Origin of the sequence: Nitrosospira briensis C-128 (genome assembly GCF_000619905.2) — a bacterium.
Lineage (GTDB): Bacteria > Pseudomonadota > Gammaproteobacteria > Burkholderiales > Nitrosomonadaceae > Nitrosospira > Nitrosospira briensis.
The window spans coordinates 300,867-320,883 of the sequence record NZ_CP012371.1; the positions used below are offsets into that span (position 1 = coordinate 300,867).

17 protein-coding genes are annotated in these 20,017 nt (G+C 53.3%); 10 read left to right on the forward strand and 7 right to left on the reverse strand.

Annotation, left to right across the window (positions count from 1 at the left end):
• Positions 1-32 precede the first annotated feature (32 nt).
• From fliO to fliR, 4 genes are all read left to right on the forward strand, one after another.
• Entirely contained in the window at positions 33-617 is a 585-nt protein-coding gene (gene fliO, locus F822_RS01405) for a flagellar biosynthetic protein FliO (RefSeq protein WP_025039700.1), read from the forward strand.
• 31 nt (positions 618-648) lie between these two features.
• Positions 649-1,389 carry a flagellar type III secretion system pore protein FliP gene (gene fliP, locus F822_RS01410; protein ID WP_051536556.1) on the forward strand — a complete coding sequence of 247 codons (741 nt, stop codon included), beginning with the start codon at positions 649-651 and terminating at the stop codon, positions 1,387-1,389.
• A 135-nt stretch (positions 1,390-1,524) separates the two neighbouring features.
• Positions 1,525-1,794, forward strand: a complete 270-nt coding sequence (gene fliQ / locus F822_RS01415) for a flagellar biosynthesis protein FliQ (protein WP_025039698.1) — start codon at positions 1,525-1,527, stop codon at positions 1,792-1,794.
• A 248-nt stretch (positions 1,795-2,042) separates the two neighbouring features.
• Entirely contained in the window at positions 2,043-2,855 is an 813-nt protein-coding gene (gene fliR / locus F822_RS01420) for a flagellar biosynthetic protein FliR (protein ID WP_025039697.1), read from the forward strand.
• A 235-nt stretch (positions 2,856-3,090) separates the two neighbouring features.
• Here the strand turns inward: fliR and F822_RS01425 are convergent, their stop codons facing one another.
• Positions 3,091-6,267, reverse strand: a complete 3,177-nt coding sequence (locus F822_RS01425; RefSeq protein WP_025039696.1) for an efflux RND transporter permease subunit — start codon at positions 6,265-6,267, stop codon at positions 3,091-3,093.
• Between the two features lie 20 nt (positions 6,268-6,287).
• Entirely contained in the window at positions 6,288-7,430 is a 1,143-nt protein-coding gene (locus tag F822_RS01430; RefSeq protein WP_036574391.1) for an efflux RND transporter periplasmic adaptor subunit, read from the reverse strand.
• A 432-nt stretch (positions 7,431-7,862) separates the two neighbouring features.
• Here F822_RS01430 and F822_RS14715 point away from each other — a divergent pair, with 432 nt between their 5' ends.
• A complete protein-coding gene (locus F822_RS14715; protein ID WP_197272861.1) occupies positions 7,863-8,030 on the forward strand; it encodes an integrase core domain-containing protein in 168 nt (55 codons plus the stop codon).
• A gap of 348 nt (positions 8,031-8,378) precedes the next feature.
• Here the strand turns inward: F822_RS14715 and F822_RS01440 are convergent, their stop codons facing one another.
• Complete coding sequence (locus F822_RS01440; protein WP_025039693.1) at positions 8,379-9,128, reverse strand: hypothetical protein; 750 nt, start codon at positions 9,126-9,128, stop codon at positions 8,379-8,381.
• A gap of 472 nt (positions 9,129-9,600) precedes the next feature.
• Here F822_RS01440 and F822_RS01445 point away from each other — a divergent pair, with 472 nt between their 5' ends.
• The 3 genes from F822_RS01445 (at position 9,601) to F822_RS01455 (ending at position 12,859) form a co-directional block, all read left to right on the forward strand.
• Complete coding sequence (locus F822_RS01445; RefSeq protein ID WP_025039692.1) at positions 9,601-10,689, forward strand: hypothetical protein; 1,089 nt, start codon at positions 9,601-9,603, stop codon at positions 10,687-10,689.
• Positions 10,690-10,848: 159 nt separating this feature from the next.
• A complete protein-coding gene (locus F822_RS01450) occupies positions 10,849-11,499 on the forward strand; it encodes a hypothetical protein (RefSeq protein WP_025039691.1) in 651 nt (216 codons plus the stop codon).
• Positions 11,486-12,859, forward strand: coding sequence for an alkaline phosphatase family protein (locus F822_RS01455; protein WP_025039690.1), 1,374 nt, complete (start codon positions 11,486-11,488; stop codon positions 12,857-12,859). The genes F822_RS01450 and F822_RS01455 overlap by 14 nt, the downstream gene beginning before the upstream one ends.
• Before the next feature lie 37 nt (positions 12,860-12,896).
• Here F822_RS01455 and F822_RS01460 read toward each other — a convergent pair whose 3' ends face one another.
• The gene (locus F822_RS01460; RefSeq protein WP_025039689.1) at positions 12,897-14,090 is read right to left on the reverse strand and encodes a pyridoxal phosphate-dependent aminotransferase; all 1,194 of its coding nucleotides are present in this window, start codon (positions 14,088-14,090) and stop codon (positions 12,897-12,899) included.
• A gap of 98 nt (positions 14,091-14,188) precedes the next feature.
• Here F822_RS01460 and uvrB point away from each other — a divergent pair, with 98 nt between their 5' ends.
• The gene (gene uvrB / locus F822_RS01465; protein ID WP_025039688.1) at positions 14,189-16,273 is read left to right on the forward strand and encodes an excinuclease ABC subunit UvrB; all 2,085 of its coding nucleotides are present in this window, start codon (positions 14,189-14,191) and stop codon (positions 16,271-16,273) included.
• 49 nt (positions 16,274-16,322) lie between these two features.
• Here uvrB and F822_RS01470 read toward each other — a convergent pair whose 3' ends face one another.
• The 3 genes from F822_RS01470 to F822_RS01480 all read right to left on the reverse strand — a co-directional run bounded on the left by F822_RS01470 (position 16,323) and on the right by F822_RS01480 (position 18,479).
• Complete coding sequence (locus F822_RS01470; protein ID WP_197272862.1) at positions 16,323-16,667, reverse strand: NrfJ-related protein; 345 nt, start codon at positions 16,665-16,667, stop codon at positions 16,323-16,325.
• A 134-nt stretch (positions 16,668-16,801) separates the two neighbouring features.
• Positions 16,802-17,293: a hypothetical protein gene (locus F822_RS01475; RefSeq protein WP_025039686.1), complete on the reverse strand. Its 492-nt coding sequence runs from the start codon at positions 17,291-17,293 to the stop codon at positions 16,802-16,804.
• A 658-nt stretch (positions 17,294-17,951) separates the two neighbouring features.
• Complete coding sequence (locus tag F822_RS01480) at positions 17,952-18,479, reverse strand: hypothetical protein (protein WP_025039685.1); 528 nt, start codon at positions 18,477-18,479, stop codon at positions 17,952-17,954.
• 884 nt (positions 18,480-19,363) lie between these two features.
• On the opposite strand from F822_RS01480, the gene F822_RS01485 reads away from it, so the two are divergent.
• Positions 19,364-20,017 (forward strand): choice-of-anchor K domain-containing protein, encoded by a 654-nt coding sequence (locus F822_RS01485; RefSeq protein WP_156304318.1) that lies wholly within the window; start codon positions 19,364-19,366, stop codon positions 20,015-20,017.

The window sequence follows — 20,017 nt, forward strand, 5'->3', positions numbered from 1 at the left end:
GGTTGCTAGGTTCAAAGACCACGAATTCAGGTATGGACGAGATGAAAATCGGCGGCATCCGCAACAACCTATTTGTGCATTTCCATGGCAAGTGCGCATATTTTATAAACTCACCCTATCGCGTTGACCTCGCGCGCCACCCGAAAGGCTTTTCGGCTGGACCAATACTTTTTCTGGCTCCGTTGTCATTGATATTGTGGACATTGCCGGTGACCACCATGGCACAAACGGTAGCAACAGATGCAACGGGTAGTGCCGCTTCCGGCGGAAGCATGCTCCAGGTCATACTCGGCCTGGGATTGGTACTCGCCGTCATGGCGGGTTCCGCATGGCTGCTGAGGCGTTTTGGCGGCCTCCAGCGTAGGCCCGGCGGCGGTATCAAGGTAATCGGCGGCTCGGCTGTCGGCCAGCGCGAGCGGGTGGTGCTGGTGGAGGTCGCCGATACTTGGCTGGTGATAGGCGTCGCACCGGGGCATGTCACCGCATTACACAGTATGCCCAAGGGCGAGATTACCGGCATTGCCGATCCCGTCGGCGGCGCCAGCACGGATCACCATTTTTCCGTCTGGTTCCGGCAGGTGACGGCGAAACGTGATGGTGAGCAGCATGGCAAATAACAACTTTTCGTTTTCGTCCACGACACGCGCCATGCCGGGGATCGCGCTCGGAACCGTGCTATTGGCCGCGCCCTTGCTCGCGCTGGCGCAGAATCCCGGTTTGCCCGCATTCACCAGCACGCCGGCTCTGGGCGGCGGGCAAAACTATTCACTAAGCCTGCAAACCCTGCTGCTGCTGACATCACTCACCTTTCTGCCGGCAGCGCTGCTGATGATGACCGGCTTTACCCGTATCATCATCGTGCTCTCGCTGCTGCGCCAGGCACTCGGCACACAGTCTTCGCCGCCAAACCAGGTACTCGTCGGGCTTGCGCTGTTTCTTACTTTTTTCGTCATGGGGCCGGTTTTCGACAAAATCTATGAGAATGCCTACGAACCCTATACCAGCAATAAGATAACGATGTCGGAGGCCCTGGACAAGGGCGCCGCGCCGCTCAAAGCGTTCATGATGAAGCAGACGCGGGAAGCGGATCTGGCGCTGTTCGTCAAGCTCTCCGGCGGCCCACAACTGAATGGCCCGGAAGACGTGCCATTGCGCGTACTCGTCCCGGCCTTTGTCACAAGCGAACTGAAAACCGCCTTCCAGATCGGCTTTGCGGTGTTTATTCCCTTTCTTATTATCGATATGGTTGTGGCGTCGGTGCTCATGTCCATGGGCATGATGATGGTATCGCCCGCCCTTGTGGCATTGCCGTTCAAGATCATGCTGTTCGTGCTGGTCGACGGCTGGCACATGCTGATCGGCTCGCTTGCGGAGAGCTTTTACCAATGACGGCGGAATATGGCTTTACGGTTGACAGGTAACCGGTTTTGAAATCTTCTCCGATCCGGGAGAAATGATCGAGCAAAAATATTTGTGGCGGCAAGTAGACCAGTTCTTGCCATATCAACCCTTAAGGATGAAACGATGACCCCCGAAAGCGTGATGACCCTGGGCCAGAAGGCCATGGAGGTGACACTGATGATTTCTGCGCCGCTATTGCTGGTTGCGCTGGCGACCGGCCTGCTGGTAAGCATCTTCCAGGCCGCCACGCAGATCAATGAGATGACCTTATCCTTCATTCCCAAGCTGGTGGCCCTATTTACGGCCCTGGTACTGGCTGGACCATGGATGCTCTCGGTGATGCTTGACTACATGCGGCAGGTATTTGAGGGAATTCCAGCATTGGTGAGCTAGCAATCCACGCTGGCTTGCAGCTTGCCAGGCGGCAATAAGCGAAGCGCATCCTTGAGCCTGAATCCGGCAGGTGACCGCTTATTTCTCACCTCATCCGCCAGCTCATTTGTCAACTAAGCGCAATAACCGAAAACCGAAAAGGATTCCGCACCCCATGAGCTTTATCTTTTTTTGAGCTCGCTACGGGACGGATTTAGCAGCGCACTCCACCTCGTCCAACTACCGGATTCAGGTTAAAGATACCTCTAGTGATCACCTTCAGTTCTGCCGATCTTGACGCTTGGATGACCTCGTTCCTATGGCCGCTTGTCCGCATCCTGGCGCTGTTGGCAGCCGCGCCGGTACTCGGCAATACGGCCATACCCATGCGGGTGAAGATCGGATTGGGCGTTCTCATTACCTTGATCCTGGCGCCTGCCATAGGACCGCTTCCAGGCCTGGAGCCGGCTTCGCCCGCAGGACTGCTGGTGCTGAGCCAGCAGATCGTAATCGGGCTGGCGATGGGCTTTGCCATGCGTATCGTGTTTAGTGCCGTGGAATTGGCGGGAGAGATTGCGGGTTTGCAGATGGGCCTGGGTTTCGCCACTTTCTTCACACCACACAGCGATGGGAGTACGCTGGTAGTGGGTAAATTTCTCGGGCTGCTGGCGACGCTTGTGTTCCTGTCGCTAAATGGTCATCTGTTGATGCTGTCTGTGCTGGCCGAAAGTTTCAGCGCATTTCCCATCTCGGCCGAACCCTTTTCAGCCGGGGGATGGAGAAGGCTCGCGGAGTGGGGAGGCACGATTTTCCTGGCAGGCCTGCAGCTTGCGCTGCCGGTCGTTGCAGCATTGCTGATCGTCAATCTGGCGCTTGGTATCCTGACGCGTGCCTCACCCCAGCTCAATGTCTTTGCAGTCGGTTTCCCGATCACGCTAATGGTGGGAATGGTGGTATTGATGTTGTCGCTGCCTTACTTTATTCCAGTGATCGAACATTTGATCATGAAAGGACTGGAAACCATGCTGCAGATAGCGCATGATGCCCGACCTCCGTCACCTGAACGGTTACCGTCATTGTGATCGTGACTCCTGAGTCCGCACTCGATAAATCCACTCAAAACCGGTGCCGAGCCATTCACCAATATCCCGATACTTACAACGAGAATCCCTAGCCATTTATCTGGACAAAAATGGCTGATGATATTCTCGCCACCATTGAGCGATTTTGTCTGCGAATTTCTAACTCACGATACTGGAATCTAATCAGGTTTTGGCAGCGCGCAACGGCAAATCCATTATTTTTGGCGAATACAGGTTAGCCCCGGGTATTCCCCGCGTCGCCATGCACTTTCGGATCGTGGCGGACCAGCGCGCTTCCCGACAATTTGCGCAGGGCGACATAGAATACAGGCGTGAGGAACAGACCGAACAGGGTTACGCCGATCATGCCCGCGAACACGGTAATCCCCATGGCCGAACGTACCTCCGCGCCGGCACCTGTAGAGAGCACCAGCGGCACGGAGCCGGCGACAAAGGCGATGGAGGTCATGACGATCGGCCGCAGGCGCAGGCGGCAGGCTTCCAGTGCCGCTTCAACGATCCCCTTGCCCTGGAATTCCAGCTCACGCGCGAATTCGACGATCAGGATCGCATTCTTGCAGGCCAGGCCCATCAGCACGACCAGCCCCACCTGCACGAATATATTGTTGTCGCCGCCGGTCAGCCATACGCCGAGCAAGGCGGCACACATGCATACCGGTACGATCAGGATAACGGCAAGCGGCAGCGTCCAGCTTTCGTACAGCGCGGCGAGCACGAGAAAGGCGAGCATGACGGCAAGCGGAAATACGATCAGCTTGGCGTTGCTTTGCGTCACCTGCTGATAGCTCAGGTCCGTCCATTCGAGCATCATGCCGTCTGGCAGTATTTCCCCGGCTATTTCCTTTAGTCGGGCGATGACCTGTCCCGAGGAAAACTGGTGCGGATCGGCATCGCCGATCAGGTCGGCAGCCGGATAGCCGTTGTAGCGCAGCACCGGATCGGGGCCGTAGGCCGGCGTGATCGTCGTCATGGCGCTTATCGGGATCATGTCGCCTTGCTCATTGCGCACGCGCAATTTCTCGATGTCCTCAACGCGTTGCCGTTGTCCGGCGTCGGCCTGGACAAAAACGCGATAGACGCGGCCGAACAGATTGAAGTCGTTCACATACGCTGAGCCCAGGTAGATTTGCAGCGTATCGAACAGCTCGTTCAGCGGCACGCCCTGCGCTTTGGCCTTGGTGCGATCGACCTTGATTTCAAGCTGGGGAATATTTGCCTGATAAGCGCTGACCGGATAGGTGAACCCCGGGGTTTGCGCGATCTTGCCCTGGAATGCTTTGGTCGCATCCTGCAATGCCCCATAACCCAGGCCGGCGCGATCCTCCACATACAGCGAGTAACCGGAACCATTGCCCAATCCCTCGATCGGTGGCGGCATCAACGCGAAGGTGATGCCCTCCTCAATGGAGGAGAATTTTTCATTGAGCTCGGCGACGATGGCGCTGGCGCTGCGGCTGCGCTGATCGAACGGCTTGAGGATGACGTAGGCGGCGCTGAAATTAGGCGTATTGGTCACCTGCAAGGCGTTGAGGCCCGCGTAGGCCGCGACTTTCTCCACGCCGTCGGTTCCGAGCGCGATATCGATCATCTTGCGCACGACCTCGTCCGTGCGTGCAAGCGAGGCACCTTCGGGCAGCTTGGCGCCGGTAAAGAGATAAAGCTTATCCTGTGTCGGGATAAAACCATCCGGCACCTTGCCGAACAGCAGCGCGGTGCAGGCGAGCAGCATGAGGTAGACACCGAACACGAGCCCGCGTTTTGTCAAAGCGCGCCCGACGGTACGATGATATCTCTCGGAGTTGCGTTGGAAGAAGCGGTTGAAGGGACGGAACACCCAGCCGAGCAACCGCTCGATCAGGCGCGATAGTGCATCCTTGGGCGTGTCGTGGCTTTTGAGCAGCAAGGCAGCCAATGCCGGCGACAGGGTCAATGAATTGATAGCCGAAATCACCGTGGAAACCGCGATCGTCACGGCGAACTGCTTGTAGAACTGGCCGGTTACACCCGTCAGGAAGGCCATCGGCACGAATACCGCGCACAGCACCAGCGCAATGGCAATGATGGGGCCCGATACCTCCTTCATCGCCTGATGCGCGGCGGCAAGCGGCGTCAGCCCTTCCTCGATGTTGCGCTCGACATTTTCCACGACAACGATGGCATCGTCGACGACGATGCCGATCGCGAGCACAAGGCCGAACAAAGTCAATGTGTTGATCGAAAAACCGAGTACGTACAGCACGCCAAAGGTGCCCACTATCGACACGGGTACCGCGATCAGGGGGATGATCGACGCACGCCAGGTCTGCAGGAACAGGATCACGACAACCACGACCAGCGAAATGGCTTCCAGCAGCGTGTTCTGCACGGCGCGGATGGAATCGCGCACAAAAACGGTAGGGTCCCATGTCGGGTCGTAGACGATGCCCGGCGGGAAGCGCTTGGATAGCTCATCCATCTTCGCATACACCGAGTCCGCCACCGCCAGTGCGTTGGCGCCCGGCGAGAGGAAGACGCCTACCGTGGCGTTGGTGTTCCGATTGTTATACGCGCGCACCGTATAATTGCCCGAGCCGAGTTCCACGCGCGCCACGTCTGACAGGCGCACTACTTCGCCATTCGGGCCGCTCTTCAGTATGATCTCCTCGAATTCGGTTTCTGTGCTGAGCCGGCCGCGCACATTGATTGAAACCAGGAAATCCGGTTTGTTCGGCGAGGGCTCGGCACCCAACTGGCCGGCCGATACCTGCACATTCTGCTCGCGCAGCGCGTTGAGCACGTCGCCGCCCGTCAGGCCGCGCGAGGCGACTTTATCGGGATCGAGCCAGATGCGCATCGCGTAGTCGCCCGAGCCGAACAGCTGCACATCGCCGATGCCGTGCAGGCGGGACAGCTCATCCTTGACATGCAGCACCAGGTAGTTGCGCAAATAAAGCGAGTCGTAGCGCCCGTCCGTCGAGAAAAGGTTCATGTACATCAACGGCGTCGGGGATTGCTTTTGGGTCGTCACGCCATATTGCCGCACCGCCTCCGGCAAGCGCGGCAGCGCCTGGCTCACCCGGTTCAGCACGCGCACTGCGGCGATATCCGGATCCACGCCGGGCGTGAAGGTGATCACTATCTGCAGGGTGCCGTCGGAACTGGCGATAGACTTCAGATACATGATGCCTTCAACGCCGTTGATGGCTTCTTCCAGCGGCACGGCTACCGATTCGGCGATCTCTTTCGGGTTGGCGCCAGGGTAGTTGGTGCGTACAAGAACGGTCGGCGGGATGACTTCCGGATATTCGCCATTCGGCAGCAGGGGGATCGCAATCAGGCCGCCGGCAAAAATCACGATCGACAGCACAGCCGCAAAGATCGGCCGGTCGATAAAAAATCTGGAGAAATCCACTGAAGCTACCTCACCGCGCCTTACAGCGCAGCCATCGGGATTTCATTGGGCTTGACCGGCATGCCGGGATGAACTTTCTGCTGGCCGGCAACCACGATCCTGTCGTCCGCCGCAAGGCCGGACTGTATCACGCGCAATCCCTCCGCCATGCGGCCGGGCACGATGTCCCTGCGCTGGACTTTGGCATCCTTGTCCACCACGTAGACGTACTTGCGGTCCTGATCCGTCATCACGGCCTTGTCATCGATCAGCAGGACATTTTTCTTCCTACCGCTGACGAATTGCACGCGTACGAACAAGCCGGGGGTAAAAACGCGATCAACATTGGGGAGCACGGCACGTGCGCGTATGGTTCCAACGGCCGAATTAACCTGGTTGTCGAAGAAGTCGATTGTGCCGGCGTGGGGATAGCCTTCCTCGTTGGCCAGGCCGACGCGTACCGAGGTGCCTGCCGGCGCACCTCCGCCATCGCGCACCTGTTCGGCGTAGCGCAGGTAGCTGTTCTCGTCGACGTCGAAATATACGTACATGGGATCCTGCGACACTACCGTGGTCAGTATGGTCTGGTCGGCAACGGCCAGGTTGCCGACGGTTACCAGGGCACGGCTCGTTTTCCCGGCGACTGGCGCGCGCACCTCGGTAAATTCCAGCTGGAGCTTCGCATTCGCTACCACCGCTTCGGCCGCATCGATATCTGCAGCACTCTGCGTGTGCGTGGTACGACGCGTGTCCGACTCTTCGCGTGAGATTGCCTCGGCTTCTATCAGCAGTTGGGCATTCTTGTCCCGCATGCGCGCGAGTTGTTCCGCCACGCGCGCACGATCGAGTTGCGCCTGCGCATTGGCCAGCGCCGTCCGGTAGGGCCGCTGGTCGATGAGGAACATCAGATCACCCTGCTTCACCTCCTGGCCTTCCTTGTACGCGACGCGCTGCACATAGCCGCTCACGCGGGCTCGAAGTTCAATGGTATGGATCGCACTGACGCGACCGGTGTATTCATTCCATTGCTGCACCGGCCTGGAGAGCACCTGGGCAATGCTGACTTCCGGCGAAGGCGGCGCCTGCTCACCCCCAGCCTGCCCGCTGTCACAACCTGCCAGCACTAGCGTCGATGCGACGATTACGCCTGACATAATCGATCGTGTACGGAACACTTTACCCATTTGAGAGTGGCGCATGCAAATCCCCCTTGGCTATTGCAACAAAGCAACAAGGCAACAAGGTAGGAGCTTGTCTACCCCTATTGGAGTCAACAGATACCCTTGCGAAACAGACACGCTTGTGATCATACGGCACGACCGGATTATTGAAGGCGAATAGAATCGTGGTGGTTAACGAGGCAGAAAGGGCTTCATACTGTGCGCAACATGATACTCAAAAAGTGAGTCATGACAACTATTATTCCCATTCGTCTCCCGCTCCAGGGCCAGGGCCACAGAAGTGACCCCAATAATTTGAACAAGCCTATAAGTAGAAAATCTGCTACTTTGAATGCTCTGTGGGGGCTTTTGATATGGGGTAGAAAATGGCAAAAAGAGCAAGACGAACCCATTCAGCGGTGTTCAAAGCCAAAGTAGCGCTGGCGGCGTTGGCTGGTGACAAGACACTGGCCGAACTGGCGCAGCGGTTTCGCAGAAGCCAGAGTATCCATTATGCAATATATGGATTGGTACAACCGGTCCGGGCCACATGCGAGCCTGGGCAAGAAAACGCCTGATGAGGCTTATGCCGTGATGCTGCCGACGATCGAACTGGCAGCGTGAGGATCAGCAGAGATTCCGCTTGAAAAAGAGATTCTGTTGTTCAAATAAATGGAGCCACTTTTTCTGATACGGTAGGCGAAATAAGTATGAAAACAAAGAAAGGATTTAGGAATTGGATAAGTAAGCCGTAGTGGGGGTGTAGCTCTTTTCTGAAAATAGAGAAATTTCCACAAATCATTTAAACCCTCATTTAGCTCAAGCATAGCGGCATAATAAATTTTATAGAACGGGGGGGGCGGCATGTACGGAAATGGAAGATTCGAGCACTTCTCGAGTTCAAATCAGGACCTTCCAATCCTTAAAGTCGTCCATGACACAGCGAAGAGGCTGTGCCAAGCGAAGGTCATTTCACGAATTTGATATCTTGCGGCGGCGCATGACTGTGAAACCGAGGAGGCCGATAGCCAGCAAGCTCAATGAGCCGGATGCGGGTAGCACATTGATCGCAAGTAGCTGTCCATTCTGATCCTGATAAAAATAATCACCGAGCGTAGTCGAACCTGGAAACAAGCTGCCATCGGAACCGGTATAAATCATTGCCAAATCGTCCGGGCTATCGCTGGCATGTTGATAAAATAAAGATTGGGTTTTACCCCCATCTTTCTTTATATTGGCTATCTGCCCCGTGAGCTGCATTACTCCCCAACCGTTCGCGATGTTCTGAATTCCTTGCAATGTTCCACCTCCCGTTGCTCTCAGGAAACTTCCCGTACCCCCCGTTATCTTGAAGATAGAATCAGTTAACGAAAAAATGGATGGAAAAGCCGTCGGAGTGAAGGAACCACTATAGTCGGCAAACAGTTCATCTCCACCCCATACCGTAAATACCATTTCTCCGGTAAAAGAAAAGTAAGTTGCAGCAGGAGTGATGCAATCGTTAGCCTCGAGGGAAACTGCTCCCAGGAGCGAACTGATCCCGGCACCCGTAGTCGTGCCGCCGAAACCCGAAGCGCAATTGGGTCTATAACCTGTTTGTTCGTGCGTGATTCCACTAATCGACAACAGCGCGCTCTCGGCAGTCAACGGCGCAACAACAGATGCGATTGCCAAAGCGGATGCCGCGAGGCGCTTGATTAAATTTGAACTGACCGTTTTCAAGTTAACTCCTTTCAAGTGAGCAAGTAAGCACAACGCATCAGAATTTCGGTAGTCAACAGAAGTGTAAGTTTGTCCCGGCGCAAATTTATAATGTCTGACCTTCCGCGTCAATCAAAATTATCAAGCATATTCAATATGATGTGGCCCGCACTTCATGCGGGCTTCCAATTTGTCAGCTTGGCAAGGCTCTATTGGGCGCCAGCACAAGGTTTATATGCATGAGCCCGAGCTGAGGCTACTCAATCTCCAATTAATGCCGAACAAGCCTCTGAAACATTCAATCCTTATACGCCAGCGTCTTCCATGACGACATGACTCATATGATCCATATAGACAGTGCAGCGCTGATCCTGACTTGAAGGAAATTGAACTTTTCGCAATTGCTGCTAAAGTGAATTTATAGGATGAGGAAAATTGGAAGCTGAAATCTCCGCCATTTCGATCTTGTTCGGTTATTGCCAGGAGCTACGAAATGCCCATACTCGACCACAATACCTTCGTTAATCGCCTGAGGGGAAAATTCATCAATACCGCCGAGCTTCAAAGTGCTCACCCGGATTTGAATGTGAGGCGTATATCCAGCAATGGGATTATCGAGGGCACGACCCAAAACCTTGAGAAGTTGTGGGAGGTCATTGATAATTATGACCATGACGGCAACGTTAATACAATCTCTGACCCACCGGCCTTGGCCATTGCTCAATGGCTATTCTCAAAAACGGGGGGTCCCGCGCTGGGAAGAAACGAGGCAGGGAATTGGAAGAAGGTTGCGGAACTGGGTGACAAGAGCATTACCGACAATAGCAATGCGCATAAGGCCGCTATCGACAATACCGGTATCGGCCTCTACTACGGCGACCACTCACCTTTCCATGATGCTATCCTGAGAGGCGACCGGCCAGCCCTGCGAACGGAAATAGATGCCATGAGCATGGGAAATTGGCGAATGGGATCGATTGAGCCTGGGTTGGTCATCATAGAAAGTATATCCGGACAGGCTGCGCGGCTTAAGGAAAGTTCGTGTATCGGCTGGGTAATGGAAAACGTGAAGGCAGCCTACGAGGGGGGCGGCTATGGTGAGCGTTTCGCCGAGATCAACAACAGGGTAAAGGATGCCGACCTACGCGGCACCGTACTCTGCGAGGAATTGCAGAAAGACGGCTGGACCGCCATTTTTTATTGCCCGAGAACCGCCGAAGACCTTGCGGATTCAAACGAGCGCGAGAAGTTGGGCGCGCTTAATATGGCAAAGGCGGGCACCCGCGTATGGAAATCGCCGATTCCAGGATCGAATGGCGTGCGCTGCGATGCAGTCATTACGGGCTACCGCGGCGTCACGCCGGATCGCAATACCTTGATGATGCTGGAAAAACTGGAAAATGTACCTTTCTTCGTCGGAGTCGCGAATGGCGGCATACATACGTTCGTAGGGCACAAAGGGAGCGTGTGCGATTTTCATTGGACTGCGCAGCCTGATGACAAAGACGCGATGACCGAGAACCCCGTCCGGCAATGGAAATGGGACACAGGACTTTACCTGGTGCCGCCGGGATATTGGTAAAACCAGCCAAGAGGCTGGATGCGGGAAGCCGGGCATGATTACACGTCCCAATCGTTGCTATCCAGGGGTGCTGGGTTTGATGATCCAGAGTTGAGCCATGAAGGGAAAGAACATGGACACGTTTGACGGACAGCGCAGGTCGTCTCGGGGAGATAGCAAATGCATGACAGATTTCTAGTATTGACCACGTTGCTTATTGCGCCGCTGGTCGCAGGATGTGCTCAGATCAAATCTTTCTCCGTAACCCCGAGCATTGTATGCCCTGGGGAAACTGTCGAGATCGACTGGAAGGCTTCAGACAAAATCGCCCTGGATGCGGCACCTCCATTGGAGGGGATAGGGGAAGGGCCCACGGAAGGCTCGCGATCTTTCGCTCCAACGGAGAATACCCGGTTTACGATCAAGGTTCCAGGCCTGCTCAAGGGCGCTCAGCGCGAGTGGGATGTCAAGGTGATACCCAGCCAGAGTACCGGACTGCTGGGAGGCGTTGCCCAGTGTGGCGGCAGTCCCCAATCCGTATCGACATCGTTCACACTGCAGCAAAAAGACACCTCTTCACGGGTCCGAGCCGTGTCGATTGCAAATAACTATAATCGACAGTTGGCTGTCAGCAAGGAAGATATTGAAGTGGAGATACCACCGAATGGTACGACAGATCGCTTCAAGAATGCGTCCGTTATCGGTACATGGACGGTTCGTACCCCATTGGCTCCGGATGAAACTTGCGATAATGCGCTCGACGCGGTACGGGGCCGATTAACCATCAGAACGCAGATGAGCTGCGAGGAGAGACCCAATGGCGGCCCTTGACCAGTTTCAGACCATCGTGATCGTAATGATGGAAAACCGATCCTTCGATCACGTTCTCGGGCACCTCAGCATGGCCCGCTTTGGCAATCGGAAGGACGTGGATGGGTTGGTCGACCCCGAAACGAACCTCGACTATACCAATTTCCTGGACGGCCAGGGTTATCAACCTTTCGAATTGAAGGATGGACCTCTGTTGCATGACCTGCCCCACAGCAGGGCTCGTGTAGCGACTCAACTGGCAAAGACCGGTTCGCGTTTCACAATGAGCGGTTTCGCCGATGCCTATTTCCAAGCGACAGGCAGCAAGGTCAAGGACCCACCATCATTGGGATTTCTATCGCCTGGCGATACGCCAATATCGAGTTTTCTGGCCGCACAGTATGCCGTATGCGATAACTGGTTTGCTCCGCTTCCGACGGATACTCAGCCGAATCGTTCAGTGGCGTACAGCGGCTACAGCATGATCGACGACACGAAACCGCGCCCCATCCCAACAGTGAAGGGAAGTTTTATCTTTGAGTGGCTGAATTCCCGCAATGTCAGTTGGCGCGTCTATCACTGCGGGGTTTCATTCTTCACTCTTTTCGATCGTTTTCATGAAGAGGTACTGGGACCTGATTTCCGCAGCTTCAGGCATTTTCCGGCAGATTTCGAGTCGGAATCAGTCTCGGAGATGCCTAGCGTGATATTCATCGAGCCTGAGTATACTGATTCTCCTGTCCATTTCGGTTGGATACCCAACGACAACCATCCTCCCACGCCTATCGGACCTGGCGAAAACTTCCTGCGGGATATTTACAGCCTGCTGACCCGGGACAGTGCAAAATGGAACCGTACGCTGTTGATTACTATGCATGATGAGCATGGCGGATTCTTCGATCATGTTCCGCCGCTCGCGATCCCTGCCGTGGTTCCGCCTCATTCGCTATTCTCAACCGCGTTTGGGAGCACCGGCCCGAGGGTTCCGGCGCTTATCGCATCACCATGGATCCGGCCAGGTACTGTTTTCAAGGGATCGATGGATCACACATCGATCCTGCAATTGCTATCCGAGAAATTCGCTGGCACGCCGGACTATAACGATGAGGTCGCGCGAAGGAGAAAACTGGGGATACAAAGCGTGTCGCAGGTACTCGCCGATTCACTTGCCCAACCAAGGACCGACATCCCGCCACCGCCACGGGAGACGATTTCCAGCACGACAGCGCAGGCACCGCAGCTTGATCCGCAGACCGATAGTCAGCAGGCTTTCAGCGCAGCTGCGAAAGATCTTCTGAGGTACGACCGCAAGCGAGCACTGGAAAAATATCCTGAGCTTGTGCACCTCCCTGAAGAACCTCCCCCGGCTTCCCGGAATTGATGAGGGCACCTTCACCCTCACTATCACCGTGTTTTTTTCAGGCGAGCACTTTCGCGATTCGTTCGAGTGCGTTTTCCAGGTTGGCCATGGTAGTGGCGAAGGAAAGACGAATATATCCTTCGCTTCCGAACGCTGAACCCGGTACCACCGCCACGCCGCCGTGTTCCAGAAGATATTCACTGAAGGCGATATCGCTGCCATCCTTGATATCGCCCTTGGCACGCAATTCGCTTATCGCCTTCCGGACGTCTGCGAAAGCGTAGAACGCGCCCTCGGACAAAAGGCACTCGATGCCGGGGATGGCGTTGAGCGCGTCAGTGACGAACCGGTTACGGTCCCTGAATGCGGCCACCATGGGTTGAATACAGGCTTGATCACCGTTAAGGGCTGTTTCCGCAGCCACTTGCGAAATGGAAGTGGGATTGGATGTACTCTGGGACTGAATATTTTCCATGGCGGTAATGATATGTGCCGCTCCCGCGCAGTAACCAATACGCCAACCCGTCATGGCGTAGGCCTTGGATACGCCATTGAGCACGATGGTACGCGAATATAGCTCGGGGCACGCATTGAGTATATTCACGAATTTTCCGCCGGAAAGCAAAATATGTTCGTACATATCGTCGGTGGCCACGAGAATATCGGGATGCCTGAGCAGAACTTCGCCCAGGGCTTTGAGCTCATCCAGCGTATAAACCCCGCCCGAAGGGTTGCTGGGGCTGTTGATGACGAACATCCTGGTTCTGGGCGTGATGGCTTTTTCCAGTTGCGCCGCGGTTATCTTGAAACCCTGCTCGATGCCGGCCTCGACGATCACCGGTTTGCCCTCCGCGATAAGAACGATGTCGGGATAGGACACCCAGTAGGGCGCGGGTATGATGACTTCGTCGCCAGGGTTGATGGTGGAAAGCACCAGATTGAAAAAGCTCTGCTTTCCGCCGCACGAAACCAGGATCTGGCGGGCAGTATAGTCAAAACCGTTGTCGCGCTTGAATTTGGCAACGATCGCATTCTTGAGGCCGGGGGTGCCGCCTACTGCCGTATACTTTGTAAAACCCCTGTTGATGGCGGCGATGGCGGCATCCTTGATATGCTGCGGGGTATCGAAATCCGGCTCGCCGGCACCCAGTCCGATGATGTCCTTGCCCTCTGCCTTGAGCCGTGCAGCCCGGGCGGTGACCGCTAAAGTAGGGGAGGGCTTGATGGCCTGAACGCGCTTCGAGAGTTCCACGATAATGTCCTTACGCTGATGTCGGCTGTGCCCGCATGGTAAAATTAGCTGGATAGCCGAAGAATGATTTCGAAATAACTGAGCCCGCGATTATACCTGTGATCCAGACCTTCCCCAATAGTCCTTACAAACTGCATCAGTTGTTCGAGCCTGCCGGCGATCAGCCTGAAGCGATCGACAAGCTGGTGGAAGGGATCGAGGACGGCCTCGCGTTCCAGACATTGCTGGGTGTAACGGGTTCTGGCAAGACCTTCACCATGGCCCATGTGATCGCCCTGCTGGGGCGTCCTGCGATTATCATGGCGCCCAATAAAACACTCGCAGCTCAGCTTTATGCGGAAATGCGCGAGTTCTTTCCGGAAAACGCCGTTGAGTACTTCGTATCCTATTACGACTATTATCAACCGGAGGCTTATGTTCCTTCGCGTGATCTGTTTATCGAAAAGGATTCCGCGATCAATGAGCACATCGAGCAAATGCGTTTGTCTGCGACCAAAGCGCTGCTTGAGCGAAACGACACCATAATCATCGCCTCGGTTTCATGTATATATGGTATTGGTGATCCGGTGGATTACCACGGCATGATCCTGCATTTGCGCGAACAGGAAAAAATTACCCAGCGCCAGGCCATACAGCGTTTGATCGAAATGCAGTACGAACGCAACGACTTTGAATTCGCGCGTGGAACCTTCAGGGTGAGGGGAGACGTACTCGACATATTTCCCGCTGAAAGTTCGGAAACCGCAGTGCGCGTATCGCTATTCGATGACGAAGTGGAAAGCATGACGCTGTTTGATCCGCTCACCGGGCATACGTTGAAAAAAGTGTCACGTTATACGGTTTATCCGTCCAGCCATTATGTAACCCCCCGAAGTACCACGTTACGCGCGATCGAAACGATCAAGGCCGAGTTGCGGGAACGCATAGATTATTTTCACCTGCACAACAAATTGGTGGAGCTCCAGCGTATCGAACAGCGCACTCGTTTCGATCTGGAGATGCTTAACGAATTGGGTTTCTGCAAAGGCATTGAGAACTATTCGCGGCATTTGTCCGGAAAAAAAGAGGGTGAACCTCCGCCTACGTTGCTGGACTACCTGCCGTCTAATACATTGATGGTAATCGACGAGAGCCACGTCACAGTCCCTCAGATAGGGGGCATGTACAAGGGAGACCGTTCACGTAAGGAAAATCTGGTGGAATACGGCTTTCGCCTGCCTTCGGCGCTGGACAACCGCCCGCTACGGTTTGACGAATTCAGGAAAATCATGCCGCAAACGGTATTTGTTTCCGCGACTCCCGCGGAGTTTGAACGGGTGCACAGCGGGCAAGTCGTGGAGCAGGTGGTACGGCCCACCGGCCTGGTGGATCCGCAGATCGAGGTTCGTCCCGCTACAACCCAGGTCGATAATCTCATGTCCGAAGTCAGCCTGCGCACGGCCAAAGGCGAACGGGTATTGGTAACGACACTGACCAAACGCATGTCCGAGGATTTGACGGACTATTTTTCCGATCACGGTATCAAAGTACGCTACCTACACTCGGACATCGATACAGTGGAACGGGTAGAGATCATTCGCGACCTGCGGCTTGGGAAATTCGACGTGCTGGTGGGGATCAACCTGCTACGGGAGGGGTTGGATATACCCGAAGTATCGCTGGTAGCCATACTGGACGCCGACAAGGAAGGATTCCTGCGTTCCGAACGTTCCCTGATACAGACCATCGGCCGTGCCGCACGTCACATTAATGGCACCGCGATTTTATATGCCGACCGGATCACCAATTCCATGCGCCTGGCGATGGACGAAACCGAGCGTCGCCGCAATAAACAAACGTTGTTTAACCAGGAACACGGCATCACACCGCGAAGCGTACATAAGCGTGTGAAGGATTTGATCGATGGGGTTTACAACATTGAAACCGCCCAGCAGCATCTCAAGGCAGCGCAAGTGCAAGCGCGCTACGACTCGATGAGCGAAGCGCAACTGGCCAGGGAAATCAAGGCGTTCGAGAAGCAGATGCACGATGCCGCAAAGAACCTGGAATTCGAAAAAGCGGCAGAATATCGGGATGAACTAAAAAAGCTAAAAAACAAGCTCTTCGTGGGGTTTGTTGAACCAGAATCTGGGAAAGATCCGGAAAAAACAATTAAATATCAAAAAATACGGAAGGGCGCATAACATCGCTGAAAATCAGTCGCTTACCTCGCAATATTAATGTTGTTTCAAGCTAATTCACTATTGTGGCTGAATTGACGAAAATAATTTGATCAAAGGTTCGGTTGAGCGTTTTGCTATTGAAACCCTTCATAACCAGGCTCTGTTCAAAACGAACACGATCACCCACCTTTACTCGAGTAGTCGGGGCGGCGATCCAGAAACGTTTTTCAGTATTGGCCAACTCCATATAGGTATAACCTGGCGCATCCAACGTAGAAAGCACTTTGCCTTCATTGCTCGGCATTCCCGCGGCCGCGCTCGCAGTACTGGTACCTGCTGTTTCCGCCAGCACATGTAACGGGCTCAGCAGCATGAGTCCGATGGAAAAAGCTACCGTTAGGTGGGATATTCTCAAAATTGTCTCCAGGATCGATAATATTGGCAGGACGAAATCATACACCTCAATTCCTGAGGTTCCAACCGAAAAAATTGTTTCGCTTGGGTAGCGTACTGCTTCAGATGCTTATTTTTTGCTGAGAAGAAAGAAAATCAAGGACTTCCAGTCCAGGGATCAACCTTGCGATCAGGCGGAGGACCCGCTTGTCCAGGGGTAGATCGAGGATCAAAGACAAAAAGGGAGGGTGTGGAACCACCATCCAGCGCCGTCGGCGAACCAGGCAGGGTACGAGGCATCACCATGATGCCAGGGGCAAGCGTACTTGAAGATAGCGAATCTGTCGCAGACTGGGCACTGATGGCGTTGACACCCGCCTGATGATATTTACGCGCGCAAATTGCAGTTCCTTCCTCTATGCTGGTTCCTGCTTTCTGCTCTGCCGCTTCACAGCTCAATCTTTGATAGACAGCCATATATTCAGACGCTTCTTTGTACTGACCCGCTTTCATCAGTTCTCTCACATGAAGCTGTGCGTCCTTGAACTTGCTTTGGGGGTCCGGCTTTTCAAATATCGGAGGCGCATCCGCCGCTAATGCGACGGTTGAAATGATCGTGGTAAAAATAGCCAGAACTATAAGTTTCATGTTTTCTCCTTTCAATGAATGGAGTTTGAGAATTATAAGACGGCGCCCTAAAAAATTTGTAACGCTTATTTACTCATTCAATCATAAGCTGTTTTCAACAAGTTGAAAAGTGAAAGAATAAAGACAGCCGAACGGTTTCAAGTCAGATCCAAATCGCACGGATCATGTTCCCATATGGTCGTTGGAGCTACCGCAGCAAGATCTCCTGGACTTGTTGGTTTTACTTGTTGGTTTTATGTGTGGCGGTTTTCGGTCAATACCGTCTCAAGCCATGAGAACGCGCCATCGAAAGACGTGTCGGCATGCATGAATGCATCGAATCTGGGCATGGCCGACTGGTGAACCCCACGCCGGAGGACCACTTTCGCACATGTCCAAAGACCGGATTCTTGAGGTGGTGGGAGAGGTGGTTTACCCTCAAATAGCGTAGACGCTAAAGAAGATCAAAAAGGGTGAACTGGTCGAGTGGGCGAATGCAAAATTATCTGGCTTGCGCTGGTTGCGGGTAATCTCGACGTGTAGGCGCCGCAGGAATAATCTTAAAACTGTGCCGCTACAGACTCCTATCCGGGTCTGTAACGGCAAGAGGGAAGAGAACATATATGTGAAAACTCAGGATCGCGGAATTGACCTGCGCTCCGAAAAGTCGTCTTGGTTTCTATATGCCAATGCTGAAATGATTGACGCAGGGCGTCTTTGGACTAAAAGTCACTATTACCGGTATAACACTACCTTCCATGGAACACACTTGCGTGGCCGCCCCTGAGATGGATACATGAATACCTTGCATAGTGGGGCTTGAGATCCACCAGTTATTGGTCAAAATAAAATGTCCCTGGGCGACAATAAAATTTTCAACAACTATCACCTGGTTGGACTGATTCGTGATCTTCATGGTGCCTTGCACGGCAAAATTCAGTTCATTGGGATAAGTCCCAGCGCTATCGCATACTACAGTCTGGCCATTACCGGTTGCTGATTTAAACCAGTTTGCAACGGCAGTCGTTTTCTTTCTCCCAGCATTAACCATGATGTAGGCTTGATCATGGCCATCCTCCTTTTTTATGCCGGATGTAACGCCGTGATATGGCTGCCCCGATGTTATCGAGTGGCTTGTTTCTGTAAAACTAAAAGCTTTCAGGCCATTTATATCAAAAAATACAAAATTTTCATGAGCGGTAGCCACCTTATTCTCCTTTTTAGTTAATTTCAAGCGTGGAACTTACAGCCCAGTCTGGGTAACCATCCTTAATGGTTGTCCAATCGCCTGGTTCATGGAGGCTACCAATTCAGAACCGAAATCAAATTGAGGAATAGAACAGAAAAACCACCTCACTTACCGGTTGACAGCCTCGTCAGCCAGACCAGCCGCTCCGGAGCATGTTTTTGCATATGAGATTCCACTCAACGATTGGGAATAGCTCTTGGTCGCAGTTATTCCCTGGCTTAAAATCGCGCTAAATACTTGTCGATCCAGCCAACTTTTACATTGCAAGTCTGAATATTCAAGAATGAGAACCCTCATGCTGAAGCGTTGCCCAGAAAAAGGCCCGGCAAAGAGTAGTTGGCCTTGCCGGGCCAGAGACGCCTACTACAAGAGGGAGAAAAAAGTAGACGCCTGATGATAGTTTGCTCAATCGGCTTTAATCACTCTGTTCCCAACCGCACATAAGTGAATAATTTATTTACAGACCGCACCCGCGAAGATAATTTTAATTTGCGCATAATGTATATTATGTTAAATTGACTAATGCTCTTATGCTTTCACCCCGAACTTGAACTTCCCGCGACTAAAAACCCATCCGCGCTGATGCTGGTTTATGAGACACATTCCAGTGCCTTCCGCTCGTGGTAAATGAACGGCCTGATCGGCTGGTTCGTGTCGAGCGGAAAGATTTCTTGTCTTTCCCGTTTTTTTAGCTATAAACAATGTAAGTCATTTCAACCCGGATAATCCATTAGGACTAATGAATTATCCAGGTTCAATTCACAACAAAGCATTTTTCTCCTAAATTCCATGTCGTATACCTATAGGTCCATGGTTTAGAGTCAAAAAAACGGGGAGGAATAATGAATCTCAAACTTGCTAAGTCGCATCGTTGCAAATCAATGGGACTAAATCTCATCATTGTGGTAGCGCTTGCGCCGGCTTACGGACACGCGACCGATGCTGGAACCTCGGTCGGGATTTTTCTCGACCCGATACCATCATGCCCTCCTGCAACTTGTAGCGGGGTAGAAAGGAATTCTTTCAATTGGGGTAAGCCTATGCCTGGTCTTCTTGGTTCACAAGGTAACCTGACCTTTGTTGGAGATAGTTTTTCTCCTTCGGCAGGAGAGATTTTCAAATTAGGAACATTAACCTATCATAACGGCGTAACGATTTCAGGAACAGACGTTACCGAAATCAGGTTGGATATCCCGCTCAACTTTGACGACACAAGCAAAAATTTTACCTATCACACAAGTCTGAGTATTAACAATACGATGAACATCAGCAATCCAAACATCGGCACCCCTGAAGCCAATGCTGATATCGTAAGCTTCGTGGGTGATACTTTTCCATATACCTTTCATGTCCTGGAAGGGGCAACAGCCTCAGTTGATCTTATGGTCAAATTGACTCCAACCGAGAATCACCTCCAATTAGTCGGCCTGGCAAATCCAACTACTGGAGGTTCTGTCAGCATCGTACCTATAATGGACGTCGGCAGAAGTTGGTAG

Coding starts and splice junctions, on each gene's coding strand:
- fliQ (WP_025039698.1), top strand. CDS start 1,525: ATGACCCCCGAAAGCGTGATGACCCTGGGCCAGAAGGCCATGGAGGTG.
- F822_RS01445 (WP_025039692.1), top strand. CDS start 9,601: ATGCCCATACTCGACCACAATACCTTCGTTAATCGCCTGAGGGGAAAA.
- F822_RS01485 (WP_156304318.1), top strand. CDS start 19,364: ATGAATCTCAAACTTGCTAAGTCGCATCGTTGCAAATCAATGGGACTA.
- F822_RS01455 (WP_025039690.1), top strand. CDS start 11,486: ATGGCGGCCCTTGACCAGTTTCAGACCATCGTGATCGTAATGATGGAA.
- fliP (WP_051536556.1), top strand. CDS start 649: ATGCCGGGGATCGCGCTCGGAACCGTGCTATTGGCCGCGCCCTTGCTC.
- F822_RS01450 (WP_025039691.1), top strand. CDS start 10,849: ATGCATGACAGATTTCTAGTATTGACCACGTTGCTTATTGCGCCGCTG.
- fliO (WP_025039700.1), top strand. CDS start 33: ATGGACGAGATGAAAATCGGCGGCATCCGCAACAACCTATTTGTGCAT.
- F822_RS01475 (WP_025039686.1), bottom strand. CDS start 17,293: ATGAAACTTATAGTTCTGGCTATTTTTACCACGATCATTTCAACCGTC.
- F822_RS01430 (WP_036574391.1), bottom strand. CDS start 7,430: ATGGGTAAAGTGTTCCGTACACGATCGATTATGTCAGGCGTAATCGTC.